Consider the following 21,336-nt stretch of genomic DNA (forward strand, 5'->3'; position numbering starts at 1 on the left):
ATGAATAGATTGATGACGCTGGCGCTGCTGGCGGCCACGGCGAGTGTGCCGGCACAGGCGTTGGCACAGAACCGGGACGCTGAGGCGAAAAAGCTGCTCGCCAGCCCCAAGTTCGCCGCCGCCAAGGCAAAGCTCGCGGCTGATCACGAACGGATCATCGCCGACGTGATCAAGCTGACCGAGATCGAGGCGCCGCCCTTCAAGGAAGCGACGCGTGCCGCCGCCTATCTGGAGATGCTGCGCGCCGAGGGGCTGACGGATTTGACGACGGATGCCGAGGGCAATGTGTACGGCATGCGCAAGGGCACGGGCGGCGGGCCTCTGATCGTCATCACCGCGCATCTCGATACCGTTTTCCCGGCAGGCACGAACGTAAAGGTGCGGCGCGAGGGCAACATGCTTTACGCGCCGGGTGTAGGGGATGACACGTGCAGTCTGCCGGTGCTGCTCGCCTTTATCCGCGCGATGAAGGCGGCGAACTATTCCACGAAGGCCGACATCATCTTCATGGGCAATGTCGGGGAAGAAGGGCCGGGTGACCTGCGGGGCACACGTTATCTCTTCACCAAAAGCCCGCTGAAGGACCGCATCAACTATTTCATTTCGCTGGAACCCGGCCGAGCCGGTCGGATCACCAACGCCGGCGTCGGCTCCAAACGGTACAAGGTGACCTTCACGGGCCCCGGCGGCCATTCGATGGGCGATTTCGGCATCGTGAACCCGGCTTATGCCATGGCCAATGCAATGGTTGAGTTCGGCAAGATGAAGGTGCCGACCGAGCCGCGCACCGTCTATAACGTGGGGCTTCTGGAAGGGGGGACGTCGGTCAATTCCATTCCCTTCTCCACGGCCATGACCGTGGACATGCGATCCGCGGGCAAGGCAGCGCTGGACGCGGAGGAGCAGGCATTCCTCGCAATCCTGCCGCGCGCGGTGGATGCGGAAAATGCCGCCCGCTCCACCGCAAAGGGCAAGATCGGCTTCGAGGCCAAGAAGGTGGGCGATCGCCCGGTCGGCTCGACGGCAAAGGACGTCGACATCGTCGAAATCGCGACGGCGACGACCAAGGCAGCCGGGTTCACGCCGGCTTATGGCGTGGGATCGACCGACTCCAACATTCCGATGAGCATGGGCATTCCGGCGGTGACGCTTGGATCGGGCTTCCAGACGCAGCGTGCGCATTCGCTGGAGGAAGCCATGGTGATCGACAAGGACAAGGATGTCGACAGCATGGCGGTGAGCCTTGCCACGTTGCTGATGCTTGCGGGCGCGAAATAGGGGGAGGAATCAACATGCGTGCATGGATGCTTGCGGCGACGGGAATGTCGCTCATCATGGCCACCGGAACGTCGATCGCGCAGTCTCGCCCGATCACCGATCCGGCCGCCGTGTTCAAGGTGAAGCCCGGATCGGATTACTTCCTGGCCAATTACAAGCAAATCACGGACTGGCTCCAGCGCGTGTCGCAGGAAAGCGACCGCATCAAGCTGGTGAGCATCGGCAAGACCGCCGAGGGCCGAGAACAATATATGGCGATAGTCTCCTCACCGGAGAACATCCGGAACCTGGAGCGATATCGCGGCATCTCGCAGCAACTGGCCCTGGCCAAGGGGTTGACCGATGATCAGGCCAAGGCCATGTCAGAGCAGGGCAAGGCCGTCGTATGGATCGACGCCGGCCTGCATGCGACCGAAGTGGTCAATGCGCAGAGCCATGTTCAGCTAATCCATGAAATGCTGACCCGCAATGATGCGGAAACAACGCGCATCTTGAACGACACGGTTGGTCTGTACGTATTCGCCAACCCCGATGGACTTGATCTTGTCGCCGACTGGTACATGCGTCCGACGGACAAGGCCAAGCGGGACAGCGGCAGCATTCCGGTGCTCTACCAAAAGTATATCGGGCACGATAACAATCGCGACAGCTACGCGTCGCACCAGTCCGAAACAACCAACATGAACCGCGCCGCTTATCGCGAATGGTTCCCGCAGATCCTCTACAACCAGCATCAGACCGGGCCGGTCGGCACGGTGGTGTTCATCCCACCGTTTCGCGATCCATATAATTTCAACAACGAACCATTGGTGATCAACCAGACCGATGCGGTCGGCACGGCGATGCACGCACGGCTGATCGCGCAGAACAAGGGCGGATCGGTGTCGCGTTCCGGCGCGCCCTATTCGACCTGGTTCAACGGCGGCGTGCGGACCGTCGGTTATTTTCACAACCAGATCGGCATCCTGACCGAAATCATCGGCAATCCGACCCCGATGGAGATCCCGCTGGTGCCCGGCAAGCAGCTGGGCACCCAGGACGCGGCGATGACGATCGCGCCGCAGAAATGGCGTTTCCAGCAATCGATCGACTATGTGAAGGAAATGTCGCGCGCGATCCTCGACTATGCGTCGCGCAATCGCGAGGTCGTGCTCTACAACCGCTATGTCATGGGTCGAAACCAGATCCAGAAGGGCAGCGAGGACAGCTGGGTCGTGACGCCCAAGCGCATCGAAGCGGTTAAGGCGGCTGCGGAAAGCATGAAAAAGGACGGCGAGGGCAGTCCATTGGACGATCTGGCCGGCTATAACAGCCGCGATATCGTGCCCACCTCGCTCTACAAGACAGTGCTGCAGGATCCGCAATACCGGGCACCGCGCGCCTTTGTCATCCCGGCCGACAAGCAGGCGGATCTTCCCACCACGGTGGCGTTCCTCAACTCGCTGATCAAGACCGGCATCGAGGTGGAACAGGCGCCACAGGCGTTCAGCTACGGTGGCAAGCGCTATGCCGCGGGTTCGTACATCGTGCGGGCGGATCAGGCGTTCCGACCGCACGTGCTGGACATGTTCGAACCGCAGGATCACCCGCAGGACTTCGCCTATCCCGGCGGTCCGCCGATCCGGCCCTATGACATCACCGGCTATACGCTGGCCTATCAGATGAACGTCACGTTCGATCGATTGCTGGACGGCGCACCGCAGCACTTCCCGCCGGTACCGGACGTGATCAAGACCCCGCCCGCGGGCAAGATCATCGGCAAAGGCGCGGCCGGTTATGTCGTCAGCCACGCCACGAACAACAGCTTCATCCTGACCAATCGCCTGCTGAAGGCCGGCGCGCCCGTATACTGGCTGAAGCAGGGAACGACCGTCGGCCGCGAAAGCCTTTCGCCCGGAGCATTGTGGATCCCGGCCGGCGGCGCGGCGAAGGGGATCGTCGACACTGCGGTGCAGACGCTGGGCATCGATGCCCATGCGGTAGCCGCCAAGCCGGCCGGCGACACGGTGAAGCTGAAACCCGTTCGGATCGGGCTGGTGGATCATTACGGGGGCTCCATGGCATCCGGGTGGAATCGCTGGATCTTTGAGAAGTACGAATTCCCTTACACCCGCGTCTATCCGCAGGAGCTGGACGCTGGTGGCCTGAACGCCAAATATGACGTGCTCGTCTTCCAATCTGATGTGCTGGGGCGCGAAGGACGCCCGCCGCAGAAGCAGCCGGCCGCGGCCGACCTGCCGGCGCAATGGCGTTCCGCGCTGGGCCATGTGACGACCGAGAAGACGGTTCCGCAGCTTGCCAGCTTCGCCAGGGCGGGGGGCACCGTGATCGCCGTCGGCAATGCCACGCGGCTGGGGCCGGAGCTTGGCCTGCCGGTCTATAATGCGCTGTCCACGGTGGACGCAGCGGGGAAGCGGACGCCGCTGCCGGGCACCAAATTCTACGTGCCGGGATCGGTGCTTCAGGTGAAGGTCGATCCAAGCGACCCGCTGGCCTATGGCCTGCCCGACACGATGGACGTTTTCTACAACAACAACCCGACCTTTGCCTTTACGCCCGGCCAGTCCGGTGTGCGCCGCGTCTCGTGGTTCGCCAGCGATGATCCGCTGCGGTCAGGCTGGGGCTGGGGCCAGAAGGCGCTGAACAACACCACGACCGTGGTCGATGGCACGTTAGGGAAGGGCCACGTTTACCTGCTCGCCCCCGAAGTGACGCAGCGCGGACAGCCATTCCCGTCGTTCAAGTTCCTGTTCAACGCTGCCCTGTTCGGGCCGACACAGGTTGGCGTGACGACGGCCGCCGACGATTGAAACGGTCCTCGCGGGATACCGGTCTATCTGCCGGCGTCCCGCTTGGTCGATCAAGCGTGGCCGGAGCTCGGATAGGCGATGCTCCGCGCCAGGCCGCGCCGGTCGAACGGTTTCCAATCATCCTCCGGCTGCGCCAGTCGATCGGCAATCGCGTACAGCACCGCAGCATTGACCGGCAGGCCGAAGTGGCTGCCCGATACCTCGATGTTGTCACTGGTGGCGCAATAAGGCTCCACGCAATTGGCCCAAGGCACGATCCCTTCGTCGCGGCTCCAAATCGCGGTGGCGGGCACCGGCAACGGCATGGCGCCTTCGCTCAGATAGGATAGCGACTGATCGTCATCGATACGGTGGCCGGATAGCATTTCGTACAGCCGCCAGACACGGGTCGCGCGCGGCGTACCGGCAAAGGGAGCGCCAAGGGTGATCACCTGGCGTACCTTGTCGGGCATCCGCCGGCTGATGACCCGGGCCATGATGCCGCCAAGGCTCCAGCCGACCAGGCTGACGCGACTGTGATCACGGCCATGGATGGCCTCGATCCGCTCGATCAGCTTCTCGCCCCCGTCACCGATCGTCCGCGGCCCGCGATTGCGCCCGAGATCCCAAGTGTGCGCGTCATAGCCCATCTGACGCAGATAGAAGCGCAGAATACGGGTCGATCGATCCGATGCGTTGAAGCCGGGGATCACCAGAACCGGATGGCCGTCGCCGCGAGGCAGGCTGGCCAGCGCAGGCGCGGCGATCGGCAGCATCCCAGCTTCCATCAGGGCGCGCGGCAATTCCATAAGAGCCAGGAACGGGGAAGGTGGCTTGATCGAATAGTCCAATGCGGCCGTCGCCATTGTAGATGGATCTCCTTGAAGTCCGCCGCACAACGTGTCGGAGGGCGCAAGGTTCTGGCGGCGGTAACCTTAACTGTTACTGTACCATGACATTATGATGGAGAAAAGGTTACTGCCGGCCAACCGGCTGTGGGGCGGGAACGGCACCGGTCGCCTCCACATCAAGCTGGGAATCCCCACCAAGCGTGCGGTACAGCGTCACCAGATTGGTTGCGCGCACCAGCCGGGTCTGCAGGACCGATTGCTGGGCGGCGTAGAGCGACCGCTGGGCATCGAGCGTGGTGAGGAAGGTATCGATGCCGCCGCGATAGCGAGCCTCCGACAGGCGATAGGTATCTGCCGCCGCGGTGGCGAAGCGTTCGTTTGCCGCCAGCTCCTCGCTGATCGTGCCGCGCCGCGCCAAGGCGTCTGCCACTTCGCGAAACGCGGTCTGGATCGTCCCTTCGTAGGTGGCGAGCGCCGCGCGCTGGAGCGCACTCGCCTGCTCCACCCCCGCGCGACCGGCGCCGGCACGGAAGATCGGATAGGCGATATTGCCGGTCGCCGTCTTGGTCAGCGAATCCGCCTCCAGCAGTGAGGAGAGCGCCGTGCTCGCGAAGCTGAACAGGCCGGTGAGCGAGATCGTCGGGAACAATGCCGCGCGGGCGGCGCCGATTTCCGCATTGCTCGCGCGCAGTTCGTATTCGGCCTGGACCACGTCCGGCCGGCGCAGGAGGATGCGGCTGTCGAGCCCCGCTGGCAGTTCCGCGACCGTCTTTGCCGCTTCTTCGATCGGCGGGGGAAGCAATGCCCGGTCGATCGGCGCACCGACCAGCAATTGCAGCGCGTTCACGTCCTGCGCCAGCGCAGTTCGCTGGCTGGCAATGTTTGCCTCCGCCGTGGCGAGGATCTGTTCGGCCTGACGCAAATCGGTGCGCGGCGCGACACCGCCCGACACACGCGCCTGGGTAAGCGATACGGAACGGCGAGCCGCTGCGGCGGTGTCCTCCGCGAGCTTCAACAAACTCTGATCGGCGGCATAGGTGAGCCACGCGCCAGCGACGTCGCCGGTGAGCGTCAGGCGCACAGCGCGGGCGGCGGCTTCCTGCCCGTAATAACGCGCGAGCGCGGCGTCGGTGAGCGAGCGGTTGCGCCCGAACAGGTCGAGCTCAAACGCGCTGACGCCGATGGTCGCCTGATACGTCGTCCCGCCAACAGCGAAATTGCCGCCTGCGGCGCTGGCGCCGATCTCCCGGCGCGTGGTCGTACCGCCGGCGTCGATCTGCGGGAACAGCTCGGCACGCTGGATCCGATATTGGGCGCGGGCGGCGGCGATATTCTCGACGGTGGCGCGCAGGTTGCGATTGTTGGCGAGCGCCTGATCGATCAGCTGCTGCAAGCGCGCGTCGCGGAAGATGTCGCGGTAGGTAACGCTGGGCAGCGCCGCCTCGCTCTGCCTGAGGTATGCGTCGCCGACCGGCCAGGATTGCGGCACCGGCAGTTCCGGGCGGACGTATTTGGGCGCCATGCTGCACGCCGTCAGCGCGGACGCCAGGAGGAGAGGAGCAAGTACCCGCATCACGATTGCTCCAGATGCGGTGTGCCGCCGGGAGGTTGGTTCCGCTCCTCAGGTGGGTGAAAGCCGGGCTCCTCGCCGCGGATCTTGGCCAGACCGTCGCGGAAGCCGCGGCGAACGATGACGAAGAACAGCGGGATGTAGAAAATGGCGAGGATCGTCGCCGTCAGCATGCCGCCGATCACTGCCGTGCCGATGGCGATGCGACTGTTGGCGCCGGCCCCGGTGGAAAGCGCCAGCGGCAGCACACCGAAGATGAAGGCAAGGCTGGTCATGAGGATCGGCCGCAGACGGATGCGGGCGGCGGTGAGCGCGGCGTCGATGACGCGTGCCCCCTTCTTTTCCTCCTGTTCAGCAAATTCGATCATCAGAATGGCGTTCTTTGCCGCCAGCCCCATGGTCGTGAGCAGACCAATCTGCAGGTACACGTCATTGGTGAGGCCACGCAGCGTCACGAACACGACCGCCCCGATCAGGCCGAGCGGAATGACGAGCAGCACCGCAAGCGGGATCGACCAGCTTTCGTAGAGGGCGGCGAGGCACAGGAAGACAACGATGATCGAAAGGCCGTAAAGCAAAGGGGCCTGACCGGAGGACAAACGTTCCTGATAGGAGATGCCGGCCCAGGCGACGCTGGTTCCGGGAATCTGGCTGGCGAGTTCCTCGATCCGCGCCATTGCATCGCCCGAGCTGCCGCCGCCGGCCGCCTGCCCCTGAAATTCAAATGACTGGATGCCGTTGAAGCGGGACACGGTGGTTGGCGCTTGCGACCAGCTGGTGGTGGCGAAGCTGGAGAAGGGCGCCATCTGCCCGTTCGAGCCGCGAACGAACCATTGGTAGAGCGACTCCGGATTGTCGCGATACGGCGCGTCGCCCTGAACGTAGACGCGCTTCACGCGGCCGCGATCCAGGAAATCGTTGACGTACCGGCCACCCCACGCGGTTGAGAGTGTGGTGTTCACGTCCGTCTGCGAGATGCCGAGCGCAGCGATCCGCTGAGCATCGGTGTTCACCCGGAGCGTGCCGATATCCGGTAGCTCGCTAAGGCGCACGCCGGTGAGACCGGAATCGGCATTGGCGAGGGCGAGAAGCTTGTCACGGGCGGCGGCGAACTGTTCCGTGCTCAGGCCGCCCGTATTCTGCAGCTCCATGGTGAAGCCTTCGGACTGGCCAAGGCCGCGGATCGCGGGCGGAATGAGGGCAAACACCTGCGCATCGCGGAAGGCACGGAAGGCGGCCGCAGCGCGCGCCACGATGGCGTCCGCCGTATTTTCCTTACCCTCTCGCTCGGCCCAGTCCGTCAGGGAGATGAAGCCCTGCCCGGTATTCTGCCCTGAAGCGCCGCCACCACCGCCCGAGACGGTCAGCATGGTGCGGACGTTCGCCTTCTCATATTTCTGGAAGTAGCCCTCCACCGCCTTCTGCACGTCCTCGGTCCGCGTGCGTGTCGCGCCAGCGGGCAAGCGGAACTGGACGGACGCGCCGCCCTGGTCCTCGGTAGGAAGGAAGCCGGTGGGGAGCCGCAGGAACAGCACCGCCAGCAACGCCACAACGACGAGGTAGACGCCGAGGAACAGCCACTTGCGATCGACAACGCGCGCCACCCAGCCGACGTAGCGTTCCGTGCCACGCTCAAAATTGCGATTGAACCAGTCGCTTGCCCGTTCCAGCCGCGATGACACACCGCTGAACCGTCGTTCGAACCAGCCCCGATGCTCTTCATCACCGTTCCGGTGGTGCTGCTTGAGCACAGTCGCCGTCAGCGCTGGCGAAAGAATGATCGCCACGGCAACCGACAGCATCATCGCGGAGATGATGGTCAGCGAAAATTGACGGTAGATGACGCCGGTCGATCCGCCGAAAAACGCCATCGGCAGGAAGACGGCCGAAAGCACGAGCGCAATCGCGACGAGCGCCACGGTTATCTCGCGCATCGACTCGATCGTCGCCTCGCGCGGGGTCATCTCGGGATTTTCTTCGAGCAGTCGCTCGACGTTCTCCACGACGACGATGGCGTCGTCCACCAGCAGACCAATCGCCAGCACGAGCCCGAACAGCGTGAGCGTGTTGATCGAAAAGTCGGCGAGATAGAAGATGGCGAAGGTGCCCAGCAGCACCACCGGCACCGCGATCGTGGGGATCAGCGTCGCCCGCCAGCTTTGCAGAAAGACGAACATCACGATGACGACCAGGATGATCGCCTCGATCAGGGTCTTCACCACCTCCTCGATCGACAGCTTGATGAAGTCGGTCGAGTCATTCGCGTAAGCGACGCGGATGTTGGCGGGGTAGGTCTTCGCGATGCGCGCGATCTCCGCCTTGACCAGTTCGGCGGTCTTGAGCGCGTCGGCGCCCGGAGCGAGGAGGATGGCGATGCCGGCGCCCGGATGCCCGTTGATGCGGCTGCTGGCGTTGTAGTTTTCCGATCCCAGCTCCACGCGGGCGACATCCTCGACCCGCACCGTCGCGCCGGAAGGCAGAACCTTCAGGATGATGTCGCGAAACTGCTGGGGCGTCTGAAGCCGGGATTGCGCCGTCACCGTTGCGTTCAGCATCTGATCGGACGGCATCGGCTGACCGCCGATCTCGCCCGCCGCAACCTCGGTGTTCTGCGTCTGGATGGCGGAGACTACGTCGCCGGGCATCAGCTGGTAACTGGCAAGCCGCGCCGGATCGAGCCAGATGCGCATGGCATATTGCGAACCGAACACATTGGTGTCGCCGACGCCCTGAACGCGGCCAAGCGGATCCTGCAGCGTCGACGTCATCAGATCCGACACGTCGCGGTTGGTCATCTGATCGCTGCTGTCATAGACGCCGGCGATCATCAGAAAGTCCGGGTTGGACTTTCGAACCACAACGCCCTGTTGCTGTACCTGTGTCGGCAGGCGCGTGATGGCCTGCTGCACCTGGTTTTGCACCTGGACCTGAGCGATGTCCGGGTCGGTGCCCTTTTCGAACGTGGCGGTGATCGACACCGAGCCACGCGAAGTCGAGGAGGACGCGAAATACAGCAGCCCGTCGATGCCGGTCAGCTGTTGTTCGAGGATCTGCGTGACGGAGTTCTCAATCGTCTGCGCATTCGCGCCCGGATAAGTGGCGCGAATGGAGACCTGAGGCGGTGCAACGTCCGGATATTGGGCGATCGGCAAGCCCAGGATCGCACCCACGCCGGCCATCATGACGATGATGGCGAGCACCCATGCGAAGATCGGTCGATCGATAAATACGCGCGACACGTCAGCCCGCCTTGTCCTTGGCCTTCTGCTGCTGTTCCAGCTGCTCCGGCGAGGGTGGCTTGGGCTGCTGCGGCGCCGAAGCGGGTACCGGGCGAATTTCCGCATCCGGGCGAAGGTTTGCCGTTCCCTGCGTGATCACCTTGTCGCCCGGACGCAGCCCACCGGTAACGACCCAATTAGCGCCCTCGGCCCGGACCGCCTGAACGGTGCGCTGCACCGCCTTGTTGCCACTGCCGACGATCCAGACCGTGGCATCGCCCTTCGGATCGCGGGTCACGGCGGTCTGCGGGACGAGGAAGGCGTTGGTCTCAATCGCCTGTGCAAACACCGCGCGCACGAACATGCCCGGCAGCAGCAGTCCGTTAGAATTGGGGAAGCGCGCACGCAACGTGACGGTGCCGGTCTGTTGATCAACCACGACTTCGCTGAACTCGACCGTGCCAGTCGCGCCGTAGTCGCTGCCATCCTCCAGCTTCAGGCGCACCATGGCGCTTGCCGGCAGAACACCGCCGCTCGCCAGGCGACGACGCAGCTGAAGCAGCGCGGCCGCGGACTGCTGAATATCAACGTAGATGGGATCAAGCTGCTGGATGGTCGTCAGCGGATCCGCCTGGCTAGCGGTTACCAAGGCACCGACGGTGAATAGGGAGCGGCCGATGCGGCCGGTGATCGGCGCGGGAACAGTGGTGAAGCGCAGGTTGATCCTGGCCGTTTCAAGCTGGGCGCGGTTCTGCGCGATGGTGGCTTCGGCCTGCCGCTGAGTGGCGAGCGCGTCCGTATAGTCCTGCTTGCTGACGGCTTCGATGGCGGCAAGCGGGCGGAAACGTTCAGCCCGGACGCGGGCCGCTTCGGCGGTCGCCCTGGCGCTGGCGACATTGGCGGTCGCCTCATTCACGGCAGCGCGATAGATGCTCGGGTCAATCTGGTAGAGCGGCTCTCCGCGGCGAACGATCGTCCCTTCCTCAAAGAAGCGTTTCTGGATGACGCCGCTAACCTGCGGGCGGACCTCGGAACTTTGAAAGGCGACGGTGCGGCCGGCCAGCTCCGTGACGAGCGGCACGCTGGTTTGCTGCACCACGACGAAGCCGACCTGAGCCGGCCCGCCGCGCTCCCCTCGCGCTCCTCGATCACCCGCCTGCTCGGCCTGATTGCTGCACGCGGCGAGTGCCGCCGCGCCGACCAGGGCAAATGCGCGCGCGTTCATGCGCGATCCGAGGCTTGCTTGCTCACCAATTCGTAGACCAACCCCGCAGCGCCGGGGCGCACGAACTGTCACGCGATGCATTATAACGTGATCTCCGCAAGGTGCGATGAAGAGGAGGACGGCGGGGCGCCGTTCCGTAGGGAAGGGCGGGTAGTCACTTTTGATATGGCTTGCCACCCTCAACATGTCGCAACATGTCGCAGGCATACAGGTTCCGGTAGGAGGAAACCAATCCTCAAAGAAGGCGTTAGACGGAACGGGGTCGTATCGAAAGGTCGGGCGCCCCGAGTGGAAAAGGGGCAATCGTGAGTTTCAATTCGGGGTGTCACCGCTGGCTTGCCTTTGCGCTGATAGCCACCTCGTCCGCGGCGAACGCGCAGATGGCACAGCCAGGTACCGCGCCTGCGCGCGGGCCAGATGCGCCGCGCGAGGAGGTGAAGCGGGCGCCGACCGCCGATCCGGACGGAAACACCCCGATTGTGCCGGACGCCGCATTCGACGCTGCTCTCCCTTCCTTGTCCGACGATATCAACGCGCCGCTTGAGCCGCTGCCTTCAAGTGAGAGCCCCGGCACGCAGGCGCCCGTCGCTGGTTCGCCCGGCAGCATCCCACCCGCTACCAGCGTCGATCCCGAGCTTGCTCAGCCGCTGCAACCGCTGGCGACCACCAACACCGTGCCGTTGCAAACCGCCGAAGACGTGGCGGAGACCGATCGGCCCGAGATCCGATATGAGCTGGCGGTGCGCGGCCTGGAAGAAATCGGGCTGGAAGATGAGTTCAAATCCTTGTCCGCGCTGGAAGACGGTGACGGCAAGGCCACCAACGCCACGCAAGTGAACGCACGCGCGAAAGAGGATGAACAACTCGCTGTCCGGCTGATGAAGTCGCTGGGCTATTATGACGGGGTCGCCAGCTCCGTAATCGAGACGGTGGGCACCGAGCCCGGGCGGCTGCGGGCGGTGCTGACGGCAACGCCTGGTCAACTTTACAAGCTGGGCGCGATCAACGTCGTCGCCGATCCTACCAATCCGCCCAATCTGGTGCGCGAACAACTGCCGCTGAGAACCGGCGACCCGATCGAGGCTGCGCGTGTTCAGGGTGCGGAAGCGAACCTGGCACTCGTTCTCCCGCAGCGCGGCTACCCCTTCGTTAAGCTCGGCGACCGGGACATTCTGCTCGATGATCAGACGCTTTCGGGCGATTATACACTGCCGGTGGAAACCGGACCTCGCGCGTCCTTTGGTGTTTTGCGGACCGAAGGCGATGCCGTCTTCGATCTCGACCACCTGAGCGTCTTTCCGCGGTTCAAACAGGGTGAGTTGTACGACACGCGCAAGCGTGACGATCTGCGCGAGGCACTGGTGGCGACCGGGCTGTTCGACACGATCGGCGTGGAGCCTGTCCGCACGGGTCAGCCGGGACCCGACGGCACTGAGCAGGTCGACCTGCTGGTACGCCAAACCAAGGGCCCGTGGCGCAGCCTTGCCGGCAGCGGCGGCTATGGAACGGGCGAGGGCATCAAGGTCGAGGGAAGCTGGACGCACCGCAACCTGTTCCCGCCGGAAGGCGCCCTGATCCTCACGGCGATCGGCGGAACGCAGCAGCAGGGTGCCTCGGCGACGTTCCGTCGGCAAAATGCGGGGAAGCGTGATCGCTCCTTCTCTGCCGGTGTATCGGCCAACCATGCAAATTACGACGCCTTTGATGCATTCACGGGCACCGCGTTCGTGCGATGGGCGTATGACTCCACGCCGATCTGGCAGAAGCGCTTCACCTATGCTTATGGCGCGGAACTGACGGGCACGAACGAGCGGGTCTTCGACTTCGCACGAAACGAGGCAGTGCGGCGTACCTATGGCATCGCTGCCCTGCCGGCGCAGGCGGTCTGGGATACGTCGGACGATCTGCTGAACCCGACGCGTGGCTATCGCCTGAAGCTGAACGTCAGCCCCGAGACGTCCGTGCAGGGGTCGGTCCGCCCCTATGCGCGTACGATGATCGAAGGCACCGTCTATTATCCGGTGAATGACAAGCTTGTGATTGCCGGCCGGGCTCGGGCGGGCTCGATCTTTGGCATCGACCGGGACGATCTCGCACCCTCTCGCCGCTATTATGGCGGCGGCGGTGGATCGGTGCGCGGATATGGGTTCCAGCGCCTCGGGCCGTTTGAACCCTTGTCCTCGCTGGTCCCGAACGAGGACGGGGAGATCGACATCGGTGATCTTCGCCCGGTCGGGGGACGCAGCCTGAATGAGTTTGCGATCGAGGCCCGATACCGGTTCGGCAATTTTGGCATCGTTCCGTTCATCGACGCTGGCAATGCCTATGAAAGCACCTTTCCCAAGGGATCGGATCTTCGCTTCGGCGCCGGCATCGGTGGTCGCTTCTACACCAATTTCGGGCCGCTGCGCGTCGACATCGCGACGCCGTTGAACCCGCGTGAGGGCGACGGCCGTGTCGCGCTCTACGTCTCTATCGGGCAAGCGTTCTAATGGCTGAAGAAACCGCCCCCGTTCAGACGGTGATCGTCCGTCCGCCGCTGTGGCAGCGTATCCTCAAATGGCTGGGCATCGCCATTGCGGCGCTGCTGCTGCTGCTGCTGGCGATTGTATTCGGCATCAACACCGATCCCGGTCGCCGCTTCGTCGCGGATCAGCTTGGCGACTATAACACGGCGAGCGGCCTGAACATCAAGGTGGGCCGGATCGACGGCTCCCTATATGGGCGCATGGTGCTAACCGACGTCCGGGTCAGCGACCCCAAAGGCGTGTTCATCTCCTCGCCGCGGCTGGACGTAGACTGGCGGCCGTTCGCGTTTCTGAACAACCATGTCGACGTGAAGAGCTTGCAGAGCGAGCTCATCACCATGTCCCGCAATCCACAACTGATCCCGCAGCCGAGCGACCCAAATGCGCCGCTGCTGCCGGATCTGGACATTGATATTGACCGGCTGCGGGTGTCGCGCTTCGTCATGGAGCCACCGGTCGCGGGCAGCCGTCATATCGGCCGTATCGAAGGTGCTGCGCATATCGCCGACCGGCGCGCTCAGCTCACCGTCAATGCGGCCGCGTTGCGGGGCCCGGGCGTGGCGGGTGGCGATACGCTTCGTCTGCGCCTGGACGCCGTGCCGGAACAGAACAAGCTGGACGTGAACGCTAGGCTAGTGGCGCCCGCCGGCGGTCTGGTGGCGTCCATCGCCGGAACGAAGGCGCCGCTGACCGCGACAGTCAATGGCACGGGCAGCTGGGCCTCGTGGCAGGGCAAGGCACTCGCGACGCTGGGCGGCGGGCAACTCGCCAACCTCGACGTGCGTGCGCGCGACGGCCATATCGAGATGCGCGGTTTCACCCGGCCGGGCCTCTATCTTGAAGGGCCCGTGGAGCGCCTGACCGCACCACAGCTTGATGTTGCCGTTGATACCACCCTGCAGGAACGACGTGCCGATACACGCATCAAGCTGAAGTCCGACGCGCTTGCCGTGGACGCGGGCGGCCTGATCGATCTGGCGAACAGCCAGTTCGGCAACTTCGCCGTGGACGCAAAGCTGCTCACCCCGGGTGCCATCGCGCCCAACCTGCGTGGGCGTGACGTGCTTGCGCGCGTGGTGCTGAACGGCGCCTTTGCGACGCCCACGGTGGACTACAAGGTGCGCGCGACCGCGCTGGGCTTTGGCGCCACTACCGTCGAGAACCTCTACGCCGAGGGCCTGGCGCGGGTCGACTCCGATCGGATCCTCGTTCCCGTGAAGGCGCGTGCGCGCCGTATCGCCGGCCTCAATCCGGCACTGGGCGGGCTGACGACGAATGCGCGGATCGACGGCGATATCGCCATCGATATGCCGACGATCCTGTCCGACAATCTGCGCATCCGGTCCGACACCATCGATGCAACCGCGATCATTGCCGCAAACATGGAGACCGGCCGATACACTGGCGCAATCAAGGGACGGGTTAACAACTTCCGCGTCGACGGGGTCGGCATTATCAATCTCGATACCGATGCGGAACTGGTAACCAAGCCCAACGGCGGCTTTGGCATTATCGGACGCGTCGGCATTCAGACGCGCGAAATATTCAATGAGGGCGCGCGCACGTTCCTGGGCGGCAACGCCGTGGCGGTTGCGAACATCGGCTATGACACCGACGGGCTGGTGACATTCCGCAACCTGAGAATGACGGCGCCGTCGTTCCGGGTGACGCGCGGCAATGGCCGCTATGATCTGAACACTGGTGCCGTGCTGGTCGAGGCAGACGCCTATTCCGCCCAATACGGCCCGCTGTTCGCCCGCGTCACCGGCAGCGCAACAGCGCCCGTCGTCAACCTTCGCGCGCCGCGGCCGGGCCTGGGCGTCGGGCTGGCGAACCTCAATGCGCGCGTGGTTGGACGTGGCGGTGCTTACGCGGTGACGGCGACCGGCGGAACCACGTACGGTCCGTTCAACGCGGACGTGCTCGTGACCCCCGGCGCGCAGCTGGCGGTGGATATCCGCCGCGTCGTCTTTGCCGGCGTGAACTTCGCAGGGCGGGTCGTGCAGACGGCAGCAGGCCCATTTGCCGGACGCGTCCAATTTGCAGGCTCGGGCCTTTCAGGCGCGGCGCGGCTTTCGGCGCAGGGACAATATCAACGGGCGGACGTGGATGCGCGCGCTTATGCCGCGCAAATCCCCGGCGAGGTCGACTTCGTCATCGGGCGCGCGATCGTGAAGGCCAGCATGGTCCTTTACGACAATCCCCAGATCGTGGCGGACGCGCAGGTTGCGGACCTTCGCTACGGCCCGACCGTGATCCAGACCGGTCGCGTCAAGGTGAACTACGCTGGCGGTCGCGGCACGGCGCAAGCGGTGCTGACCGGTTCCAACAGCGTTCCCTTCCGCCTGGCGGCCAACGCTCGCCTGTCGCCGAGCGAGTATCTGATCGCGCTCCAGGGACAGGCGAACAACATCAACTTCCGCACCGGCAACCCGGCACGGATCACGGCCAATGGCGGCACCTATCGCCTGGCGCCGACCCAGATCGTCTTCGATCAAGGGCGCTTGCGCCTGGCCGGCAGCTACGGCTCGGGCGTTTCCGCCCAGATGCGCCTCGACAGCCTGGACCTGTCGATTGCCAATGCGCTGGTGCCGAACCTCGGTCTCGGTGGGAAGGCGACCGGCAGCCTTGATTTCACGCAGAGCAGCCCAAGCGCCTTCCCACAGGCGAATGCTCGCATGACGATCACCGGATTCACCCGGTCCAGCCTTGCGAGTGTTTCGTTGCCCGTGGACGTTGCGGTGGTGGGCCGGCTGGTGCAGAACGGCGGCGAGATGCGCGCGCTGGTCAAGCGTGGTGGCACCACCGTCGGCCGCGCGCAGGCGTTCCTCCGTCCGGCGGGGACAGGCGGCTCCTGGGCATCGCGGCTGATGGCGGCGCCGCTGAGCGGGGGCATACGGTACAACGGCCCGTCCGGCGTTCTCTTCAGCCTCGCTGGCCTGGCAGAGCAGCAACTGAGCGGGCCGATCGTGGTGGCCGCCGACTTTGGCGGGCGCGTCTCCGCGCCGCAGTTGAACGGCGTCATCCGGGCGGACAGCCTGACCTATGACAACGAGACCTATGGGACCCGTTTGTCGAACATGGCGATCCGGGCCCGGTTCACCGCCGATCGTCTGCAACTGGACAGCCTGACGGCGAAGGCCGGCGACGGGTCCGTCCGGGCACAAGGCTATGTCAGCCTTGCCGCCGATCAGGGCTATCCCATGCAGATCGACGCGCGACTTGATGATGCGCAGCTTGCGCGTTCCGATGCGATCGGCGCGACGGCGAGCGGCACTGTCTCGGTTACCAATGGCCGTGGCGGTGGATTGATCAAGGCGGACCTTACCATCCCCGAGGCACGCTACGAGATCATCCGCCAGGGTGCCGCCGAAGTGCCGGAGCTTACCGGTGTGCGGCGCAAGAGCGACATCAGACCGACACGGATCACCGATCGTCCTGCGCCGGCGTCCCCCCCGGGCCTGTTCCGGCTCGACATGCGCGTTCGGGCCGACAACCGGCTGTTCGTTTCCGGCATGGGGCTGGAGAGCGAATGGGAGGCCGACATGCGGATCGGCGGCACATCCGCCGCCCCGTCGATCACCGGCGGGCTGGATCTGGTTCGTGGCACCTATTCGTTCGCCGGCAAGCGCTTCGAGGTGGAGCGTGGTCGCGTTCGCTTCCGTGGCGGCGAACTGACCGATCCCGACATCGATATCCGCGCCACTACCGAGAATGATGGCGTCACGTTCATCATCAACATCACCGGCACGGGCCAGCGGCCGCAGATCGCCTTCACGTCGAACCCGTCGCTCCCGCAGGACGAGGTGCTGAGCCGTCTGCTCTTCGGCACCAATCCGGAGAACCTGTCGGCCACCGAAGCTATTCAGCTGGCCGCTGCCCTGAACTCGCTGCGTGGCTCGGGCGGCGGACTGAACCCGCTGGGCAAGCTGCGCTCAGCGACGGGCTTCGATCGCCTGCGGATCCTGGGCGAGGATGAGGCGAGCGGGCGCGGGACTGCGCTGGCCGCGGGCAAATACCTGACCGACGACATCTATATCGAGATCGTGACGGACGCCCGCGGGTTTACCGCAACCCAGCTGACGATCGCCCTGACAAAGTCGCTTAGTGTGCTGACGCAGGCGGGCTCGTTCGGCGGGTCGAACGCTCAGCTACGCTATTCGAAGGATTATTGAAGACGACGGCGGGCGCCCGATCGAACGGGTGCCCGCTGTTCGGCCGACGCCGGCATCTGCGGCGCGGTGGATGCGGGGACAAGCTCGGCACGACGAGAGTGCCTTGCGAGGGCTTCGCGAGGATTGGACGGGCGAGACGGTGATTGGCGCGCGCAACGGCAGTCGCCGTCACGCTTCAATCTGTGCCCAGCACTGACGGACTACGAACTAGATTGAGCCGTCGCGGGCCGGAACCTTGATGTGCCACCTGCGGCTGGTGCGCGGGGTCGGGCCCGGCGCACCAGCGTGCTGGTCAACGGATCGGCGAGTTCGGGTCGAGCCGCATGTCCAGGTAATTGTCGACCGACGTCATCAGGTCGCCCATCTCATGTTCGAAGAAATGGTTCGCGCGCGGGATCACGTCATGGTGAATCGTGATGTGCTTCTGCGTGCGTAGCTTGTCGACGAGCTTCTGGGTTGCCGGCGGGGTGGCTACCTCATCCTCAGCGCCCTGAATGATGATGCCCGAAGAAGGGCAGGGGGCAAGGAAGGTGAAATCGTAGAGGTTCGCCGGTGGAGCGATCGAGATGAAGCCGCGAATTTCGGGGCGGCGCATCAGCAATTGCATGCCGATCCAGGCACCAAAGCTGAAGCCGGCGATCCAGGTGGTGGACGCCTCCGGGTGGAAGCTCTGCACCCAGTCAAGCGCGCTCGCCGCATCGGACAATTCGCCCACGCCATTGTCGAACGTACCCTGGCTCTTGCCCACGCCGCGAAAGTTGAAGCGCAGGGTCGCGAAACCACGGCGCTGGAACGTCTTGTAAAGCGCCTGAACGATGTGGTTGTTCATCGTTCCGCCAGCAGTCGGATGCGGATGAAGGATCATCGCAACCGGTGCGCGCGGCTTCGGAGCGGGGGCAAAACGCCCTTCGAGGCGGCCTTCTGGGCCAGGAAAGATGACTTCGGGCATCGATACTCTGTTAGTTTGGTGCCGCGGATGTGGCGCGTGGAACGAAGCGCTATATAGGGATCGCACCCGAATATGGAACGAGTTTTGCCTCAGCGTCTCTATCTGGATCACGCCGCCACCACAGCCATGACCAGCGCGGCAAGGGCGGGGCTTCTGCGCGGCGTGGAAATCTGGGCGAACCCGTCATCTCCCCATGCCGAAGGCCGCGAGGCACGGGCAGCACTCGAGCAGGCGCGCAAGGAAATTGGCGCAGCTTATGGTTGGACGGGCGAGATCCTGTTGACCAGCGGTGCCAGCGAATCATTGTGGATCGCACTTCGCCGGAGCATCGGCGGGCGCCGCCTGGTCTCTCGCGTGGAGCATGATGCGGCGATGCGCGCGGCCGGCGAGCGAGTGGACTTTATCGACGTAGCGGCGGATGGGCGCGTCTGCTTGACCGACTTGCGCAACAGGCTCGCGCTCGGCGCTGCTGGCGATGCGATGACTGCGGCTGAACGACCGCTGGTCTGCATCCAATGGTGCAACAGCGAGACGGGCGTGCTGCAGCCGATCGCGGACATTGCGCAGATCGTGCATGAAGCGGGCGGGCTCTTGCTTGTTGATGCGGCGCAGATGCCCGCGTCTCCCGCGCTCGCCGATCTCGCCGACTTTGTAGCATTGTCCGCTCACAAGCGCGGCGGGCCGCCGGGCATTGGTGCGCTGCTGGTACGAAATCTCGCGACTCTTGTGCCGACCGGCGGACAGGAGCGCGGCTATCGCGCGGGAACGGAAAATTTGCCGGCCGCGCTGGGCTATGCCGCAGCGCTGGACGAGCCTGAGCCGGATCACACCACGCTCCGCCAGCGCCTGGATGATGCCGTACGCCGCTCTGGCGGGATCGTCGTGGGAGAAGGATCCCCACGGCATCCGGCGATCGGCAGTTATCGACTGCCCGGTGTCAGTGCCAATGCCCAGCTCATCCGCCTGGACCTGGAGGGGATTGCCGTTTCGGCCGGCAGCGCCTGCGCCAGTGGCAGTCTGAAGCCGAGCCATGTGCTGCGCGCCATGCGGTGGACGGAAGAAGACACGCGCGAAGTGATCAGGGTCAGTTTCGGCCGGAATACAACGGAGGCCGACATAGAGCGCTTCATCCAAGCTTGGCGCAAAATAGCGCGCGGCGCCCGAATGCTGGCGGCATGATCTACCTCGATTATCAGGCGACGACGCCGCTCGCGCCGGAGGTGTTCGAGGCCATGGTGCCGTGGCTTCGCGACCAGTTCGCAAATCCGCATTCCGCCAGTCGGCTGGGGCGCGCCGCCAAGGCAGCCATCGAGGTGGCACGTGAGCAGGTCGCGGCTTTGCTGCCGAGCGGCGGGCGCGTGGTATTCACGAGTGGAGCTACCGAGGCGCTCAATTGGGCGGTGAAGGGCAGCGGCGGCTCCATGGTCACCATTGCCAGCGAACATGCCGCGGTTCTCGACACCGCACGAGCCGAAAGCGGACGGGGACGCGAGATCACGGTTCTGCCGGTTCGTCCCGATGGCCGGATCGACTTGTGGGTGGCGCGCCGGGTGCTGGGGCAGGGGGCCGGATTGCTGGCCGCCATGCTGGTGAACAACGAGATAGGCGTTATCCAGCCGATCCCGGAGCTTGCGCGGATCGCGCGGCAGAACGGCGCAATGGTGCTGTGCGATGCGGTTCAGGGATATGGCCGTATCGCGGTGCCGGACGCGTGCGACATGGTGGCGATATCGGCGCACAAGATCCACGGGCCCAAGGGCGTGGGTGCGCTGTGGATCAGGGACGGGGTCACGCTTGCGCCGCTGCTCGACGGAGGCGATCAGGAACATGGCCGCTCTGGCACCTTGAGCCCCGCGCTGTGCGTTGGTTTCGGCGTTGCCGCCCGGCTGATGATGGAGCGGCGCGACGCGGACCTGGCACATGTCGACCGTTTGTGGGGCATCGCCACCGAACTGCTGGGCGGTTGGACGATCAACGGATCGGAAGAGCATCGCTATCACGGCAATCTCAACGTCCGGCGGCGCGGGCTGGACGTGAACAGGCTGATGAGTGATTGCCGAAACGTCGCCTTTTCAGCAGGTTCGGCGTGCGCGAGCGGCTCGGGCCGGCCTTCCCATGTGCTCAAGGCGATCGGCCTGCTCGATGCGGATGCCCGCTCCTCAATCCGGCTTGGCTTCGGGCGGTACACGAGCGAGGCGGACCTTCGGGAGGCGTTGGCGACTATCGTCGCAGCCGCCGATGCGCAGCAGGTCGCCGCGTGAAGGTTCGCTTCGAGACGACGGACGGCGCGATCGTCGAAGCGGAGGCTTCGCCGGGTGAGCGATTGCTGGATGTCGGCCAGCGGATCGGCATGCCGCTTGAGGGCACGTGCGAGGGGCAGATGGCCTGTGCTACCTGCCATGTGGTCGTGTCGCCCCGCGACTTTGCGCTGCTGCCGCAAGCGGCCGAGGAGGAGGAGGACATGCTCGATCTCGCGCTTAATGCGGCTCGGACCAGCCGGTTGTCATGCCAGATTGTTCTGCAACAGGAGAATGATGGCCTGACCGTGCGCATCCCCTGATGCTTCATGCTTGGGCTTGAACAGGTGGCGTCGCTCGGCCATATGGCGCGCGGGAGTCGGGCGGACGTGGTCGTCGCCAACCTGGTCAGATCCTGACGGAAGCAGCCACAACGATTTCGCCGCGGGTCGTTCCGGCTCCCACCCCGCATCTCCTCATCGATGAGACGAACGAAGCTGCCGCGATATCGTGGCG

The 21,336-nt window shown here is 64.7% G+C and carries 12 protein-coding genes and 1 other RNA gene; 8 read left to right on the forward strand and 5 right to left on the reverse strand.

Annotation, left to right across the window (positions count from 1 at the left end):
* Together BMX36_RS01925 and BMX36_RS01930 are read left to right on the forward strand one after the other, a co-directional pair.
* On the forward strand, positions 1-1,278 hold the full coding sequence (locus tag BMX36_RS01925) for a M20/M25/M40 family metallo-hydrolase (RefSeq protein WP_093063492.1): 1,278 nt from the start codon (positions 1-3) through the stop codon (positions 1,276-1,278).
* Between the two features lie 14 nt (positions 1,279-1,292).
* On the forward strand, positions 1,293-4,088 hold the full coding sequence (locus BMX36_RS01930) for a M14 family metallopeptidase (protein ID WP_093063493.1): 2,796 nt from the start codon (positions 1,293-1,295) through the stop codon (positions 4,086-4,088).
* Between the two features lie 50 nt (positions 4,089-4,138).
* Here the strand turns inward: BMX36_RS01930 and BMX36_RS01935 are convergent, their stop codons facing one another.
* From BMX36_RS01935 to BMX36_RS01950, 4 genes are all read right to left on the reverse strand, one after another.
* A complete protein-coding gene (locus tag BMX36_RS01935) occupies positions 4,139-4,933 on the reverse strand; it encodes an esterase/lipase family protein (protein WP_093063494.1) in 795 nt (264 codons plus the stop codon).
* Positions 4,934-5,042: 109 nt separating this feature from the next.
* The gene (locus BMX36_RS01940) at positions 5,043-6,491 is read right to left on the reverse strand and encodes an efflux transporter outer membrane subunit (RefSeq protein ID WP_177179093.1); all 1,449 of its coding nucleotides are present in this window, start codon (positions 6,489-6,491) and stop codon (positions 5,043-5,045) included.
* Entirely contained in the window at positions 6,491-9,670 is a 3,180-nt protein-coding gene (locus tag BMX36_RS01945) for a multidrug efflux RND transporter permease subunit (protein WP_371262856.1), read from the reverse strand. The genes BMX36_RS01940 and BMX36_RS01945 overlap by 1 nt, the downstream gene beginning before the upstream one ends.
* A gap of 58 nt (positions 9,671-9,728) precedes the next feature.
* Positions 9,729-10,931: an efflux RND transporter periplasmic adaptor subunit gene (locus BMX36_RS01950; protein WP_093063497.1), complete on the reverse strand. Its 1,203-nt coding sequence runs from the start codon at positions 10,929-10,931 to the stop codon at positions 9,729-9,731.
* Positions 10,932-11,311: 380 nt separating this feature from the next.
* On the opposite strand from BMX36_RS01950, the gene BMX36_RS01955 reads away from it, so the two are divergent.
* Both BMX36_RS01955 and BMX36_RS01960 read left to right on the forward strand, forming a co-directional pair.
* The gene (locus BMX36_RS01955; protein WP_093065140.1) at positions 11,312-13,423 is read left to right on the forward strand and encodes a BamA/TamA family outer membrane protein; all 2,112 of its coding nucleotides are present in this window, start codon (positions 11,312-11,314) and stop codon (positions 13,421-13,423) included.
* On the forward strand, positions 13,423-17,634 hold the full coding sequence (locus BMX36_RS01960) for a translocation/assembly module TamB domain-containing protein (RefSeq protein WP_093063498.1): 4,212 nt from the start codon (positions 13,423-13,425) through the stop codon (positions 17,632-17,634). The genes BMX36_RS01955 and BMX36_RS01960 overlap by 1 nt, the downstream gene beginning before the upstream one ends.
* A gap of 292 nt (positions 17,635-17,926) precedes the next feature.
* Here BMX36_RS01960 and BMX36_RS01965 read toward each other — a convergent pair whose 3' ends face one another.
* The gene (locus BMX36_RS01965; RefSeq protein WP_066778918.1) at positions 17,927-18,583 is read right to left on the reverse strand and encodes an alpha/beta hydrolase; all 657 of its coding nucleotides are present in this window, start codon (positions 18,581-18,583) and stop codon (positions 17,927-17,929) included.
* 72 nt (positions 18,584-18,655) lie between these two features.
* Between BMX36_RS01965 and BMX36_RS01970 the strand changes: the two genes are divergently transcribed.
* The 4 genes from BMX36_RS01970 (at position 18,656) to ffs (ending at position 21,289) form a co-directional block, all read left to right on the forward strand.
* On the forward strand, positions 18,656-19,762 hold the full coding sequence (locus BMX36_RS01970) for a cysteine desulfurase family protein (RefSeq protein ID WP_093063499.1): 1,107 nt from the start codon (positions 18,656-18,658) through the stop codon (positions 19,760-19,762).
* Entirely contained in the window at positions 19,759-20,844 is a 1,086-nt protein-coding gene (locus BMX36_RS01975) for a cysteine desulfurase family protein (RefSeq protein ID WP_093063500.1), read from the forward strand. The genes BMX36_RS01970 and BMX36_RS01975 overlap by 4 nt, the downstream gene beginning before the upstream one ends.
* Positions 20,841-21,143 carry a 2Fe-2S iron-sulfur cluster-binding protein gene (locus BMX36_RS01980; protein ID WP_093063501.1) on the forward strand — a complete coding sequence of 101 codons (303 nt, stop codon included), beginning with the start codon at positions 20,841-20,843 and terminating at the stop codon, positions 21,141-21,143. The genes BMX36_RS01975 and BMX36_RS01980 overlap by 4 nt, the downstream gene beginning before the upstream one ends.
* Before the next feature lie 48 nt (positions 21,144-21,191).
* Positions 21,192-21,289: signal recognition particle sRNA small type (gene ffs, locus BMX36_RS01985), an RNA gene on the forward strand.
* Positions 21,290-21,336 lie beyond the last annotated feature (47 nt).

It is taken from the genome of Sphingomonas sp. OV641, from assembly GCF_900109205.1.
GTDB lineage: Bacteria > Pseudomonadota > Alphaproteobacteria > Sphingomonadales > Sphingomonadaceae > Sphingomonas.

Excerpts from the sequence above, each read along its gene's own strand:
- BMX36_RS01925 (WP_093063492.1), top strand. The coding sequence starts at position 1 with ATGAATAGATTGATGACGCTGGCGCTGCTGGCGGCCACGGCGAGTGTG.
- BMX36_RS01930 (WP_093063493.1), top strand. The coding sequence starts at position 1,293 with ATGCGTGCATGGATGCTTGCGGCGACGGGAATGTCGCTCATCATGGCC.
- BMX36_RS01935 (WP_093063494.1), bottom strand. The coding sequence starts at position 4,933 with ATGGCGACGGCCGCATTGGACTATTCGATCAAGCCACCTTCCCCGTTC.
- BMX36_RS01940 (WP_177179093.1), bottom strand. The coding sequence starts at position 6,491 with ATGCGGGTACTTGCTCCTCTCCTCCTGGCGTCCGCGCTGACGGCGTGC.
- BMX36_RS01945 (WP_371262856.1), bottom strand. The coding sequence starts at position 9,670 with ATGATGGCCGGCGTGGGTGCGATCCTGGGCTTGCCGATCGCCCAATAT.
- BMX36_RS01950 (WP_093063497.1), bottom strand. The coding sequence starts at position 10,931 with ATGAACGCGCGCGCATTTGCCCTGGTCGGCGCGGCGGCACTCGCCGCG.
- BMX36_RS01955 (WP_093065140.1), top strand. The coding sequence starts at position 11,312 with ATGGCACAGCCAGGTACCGCGCCTGCGCGCGGGCCAGATGCGCCGCGC.
- BMX36_RS01960 (WP_093063498.1), top strand. The coding sequence starts at position 13,423 with ATGGCTGAAGAAACCGCCCCCGTTCAGACGGTGATCGTCCGTCCGCCG.
- BMX36_RS01965 (WP_066778918.1), bottom strand. The coding sequence starts at position 18,583 with ATGCCCGAAGTCATCTTTCCTGGCCCAGAAGGCCGCCTCGAAGGGCGT.
- BMX36_RS01970 (WP_093063499.1), top strand. The coding sequence starts at position 18,656 with ATGGAACGAGTTTTGCCTCAGCGTCTCTATCTGGATCACGCCGCCACC.
- BMX36_RS01975 (WP_093063500.1), top strand. The coding sequence starts at position 19,759 with ATGATCTACCTCGATTATCAGGCGACGACGCCGCTCGCGCCGGAGGTG.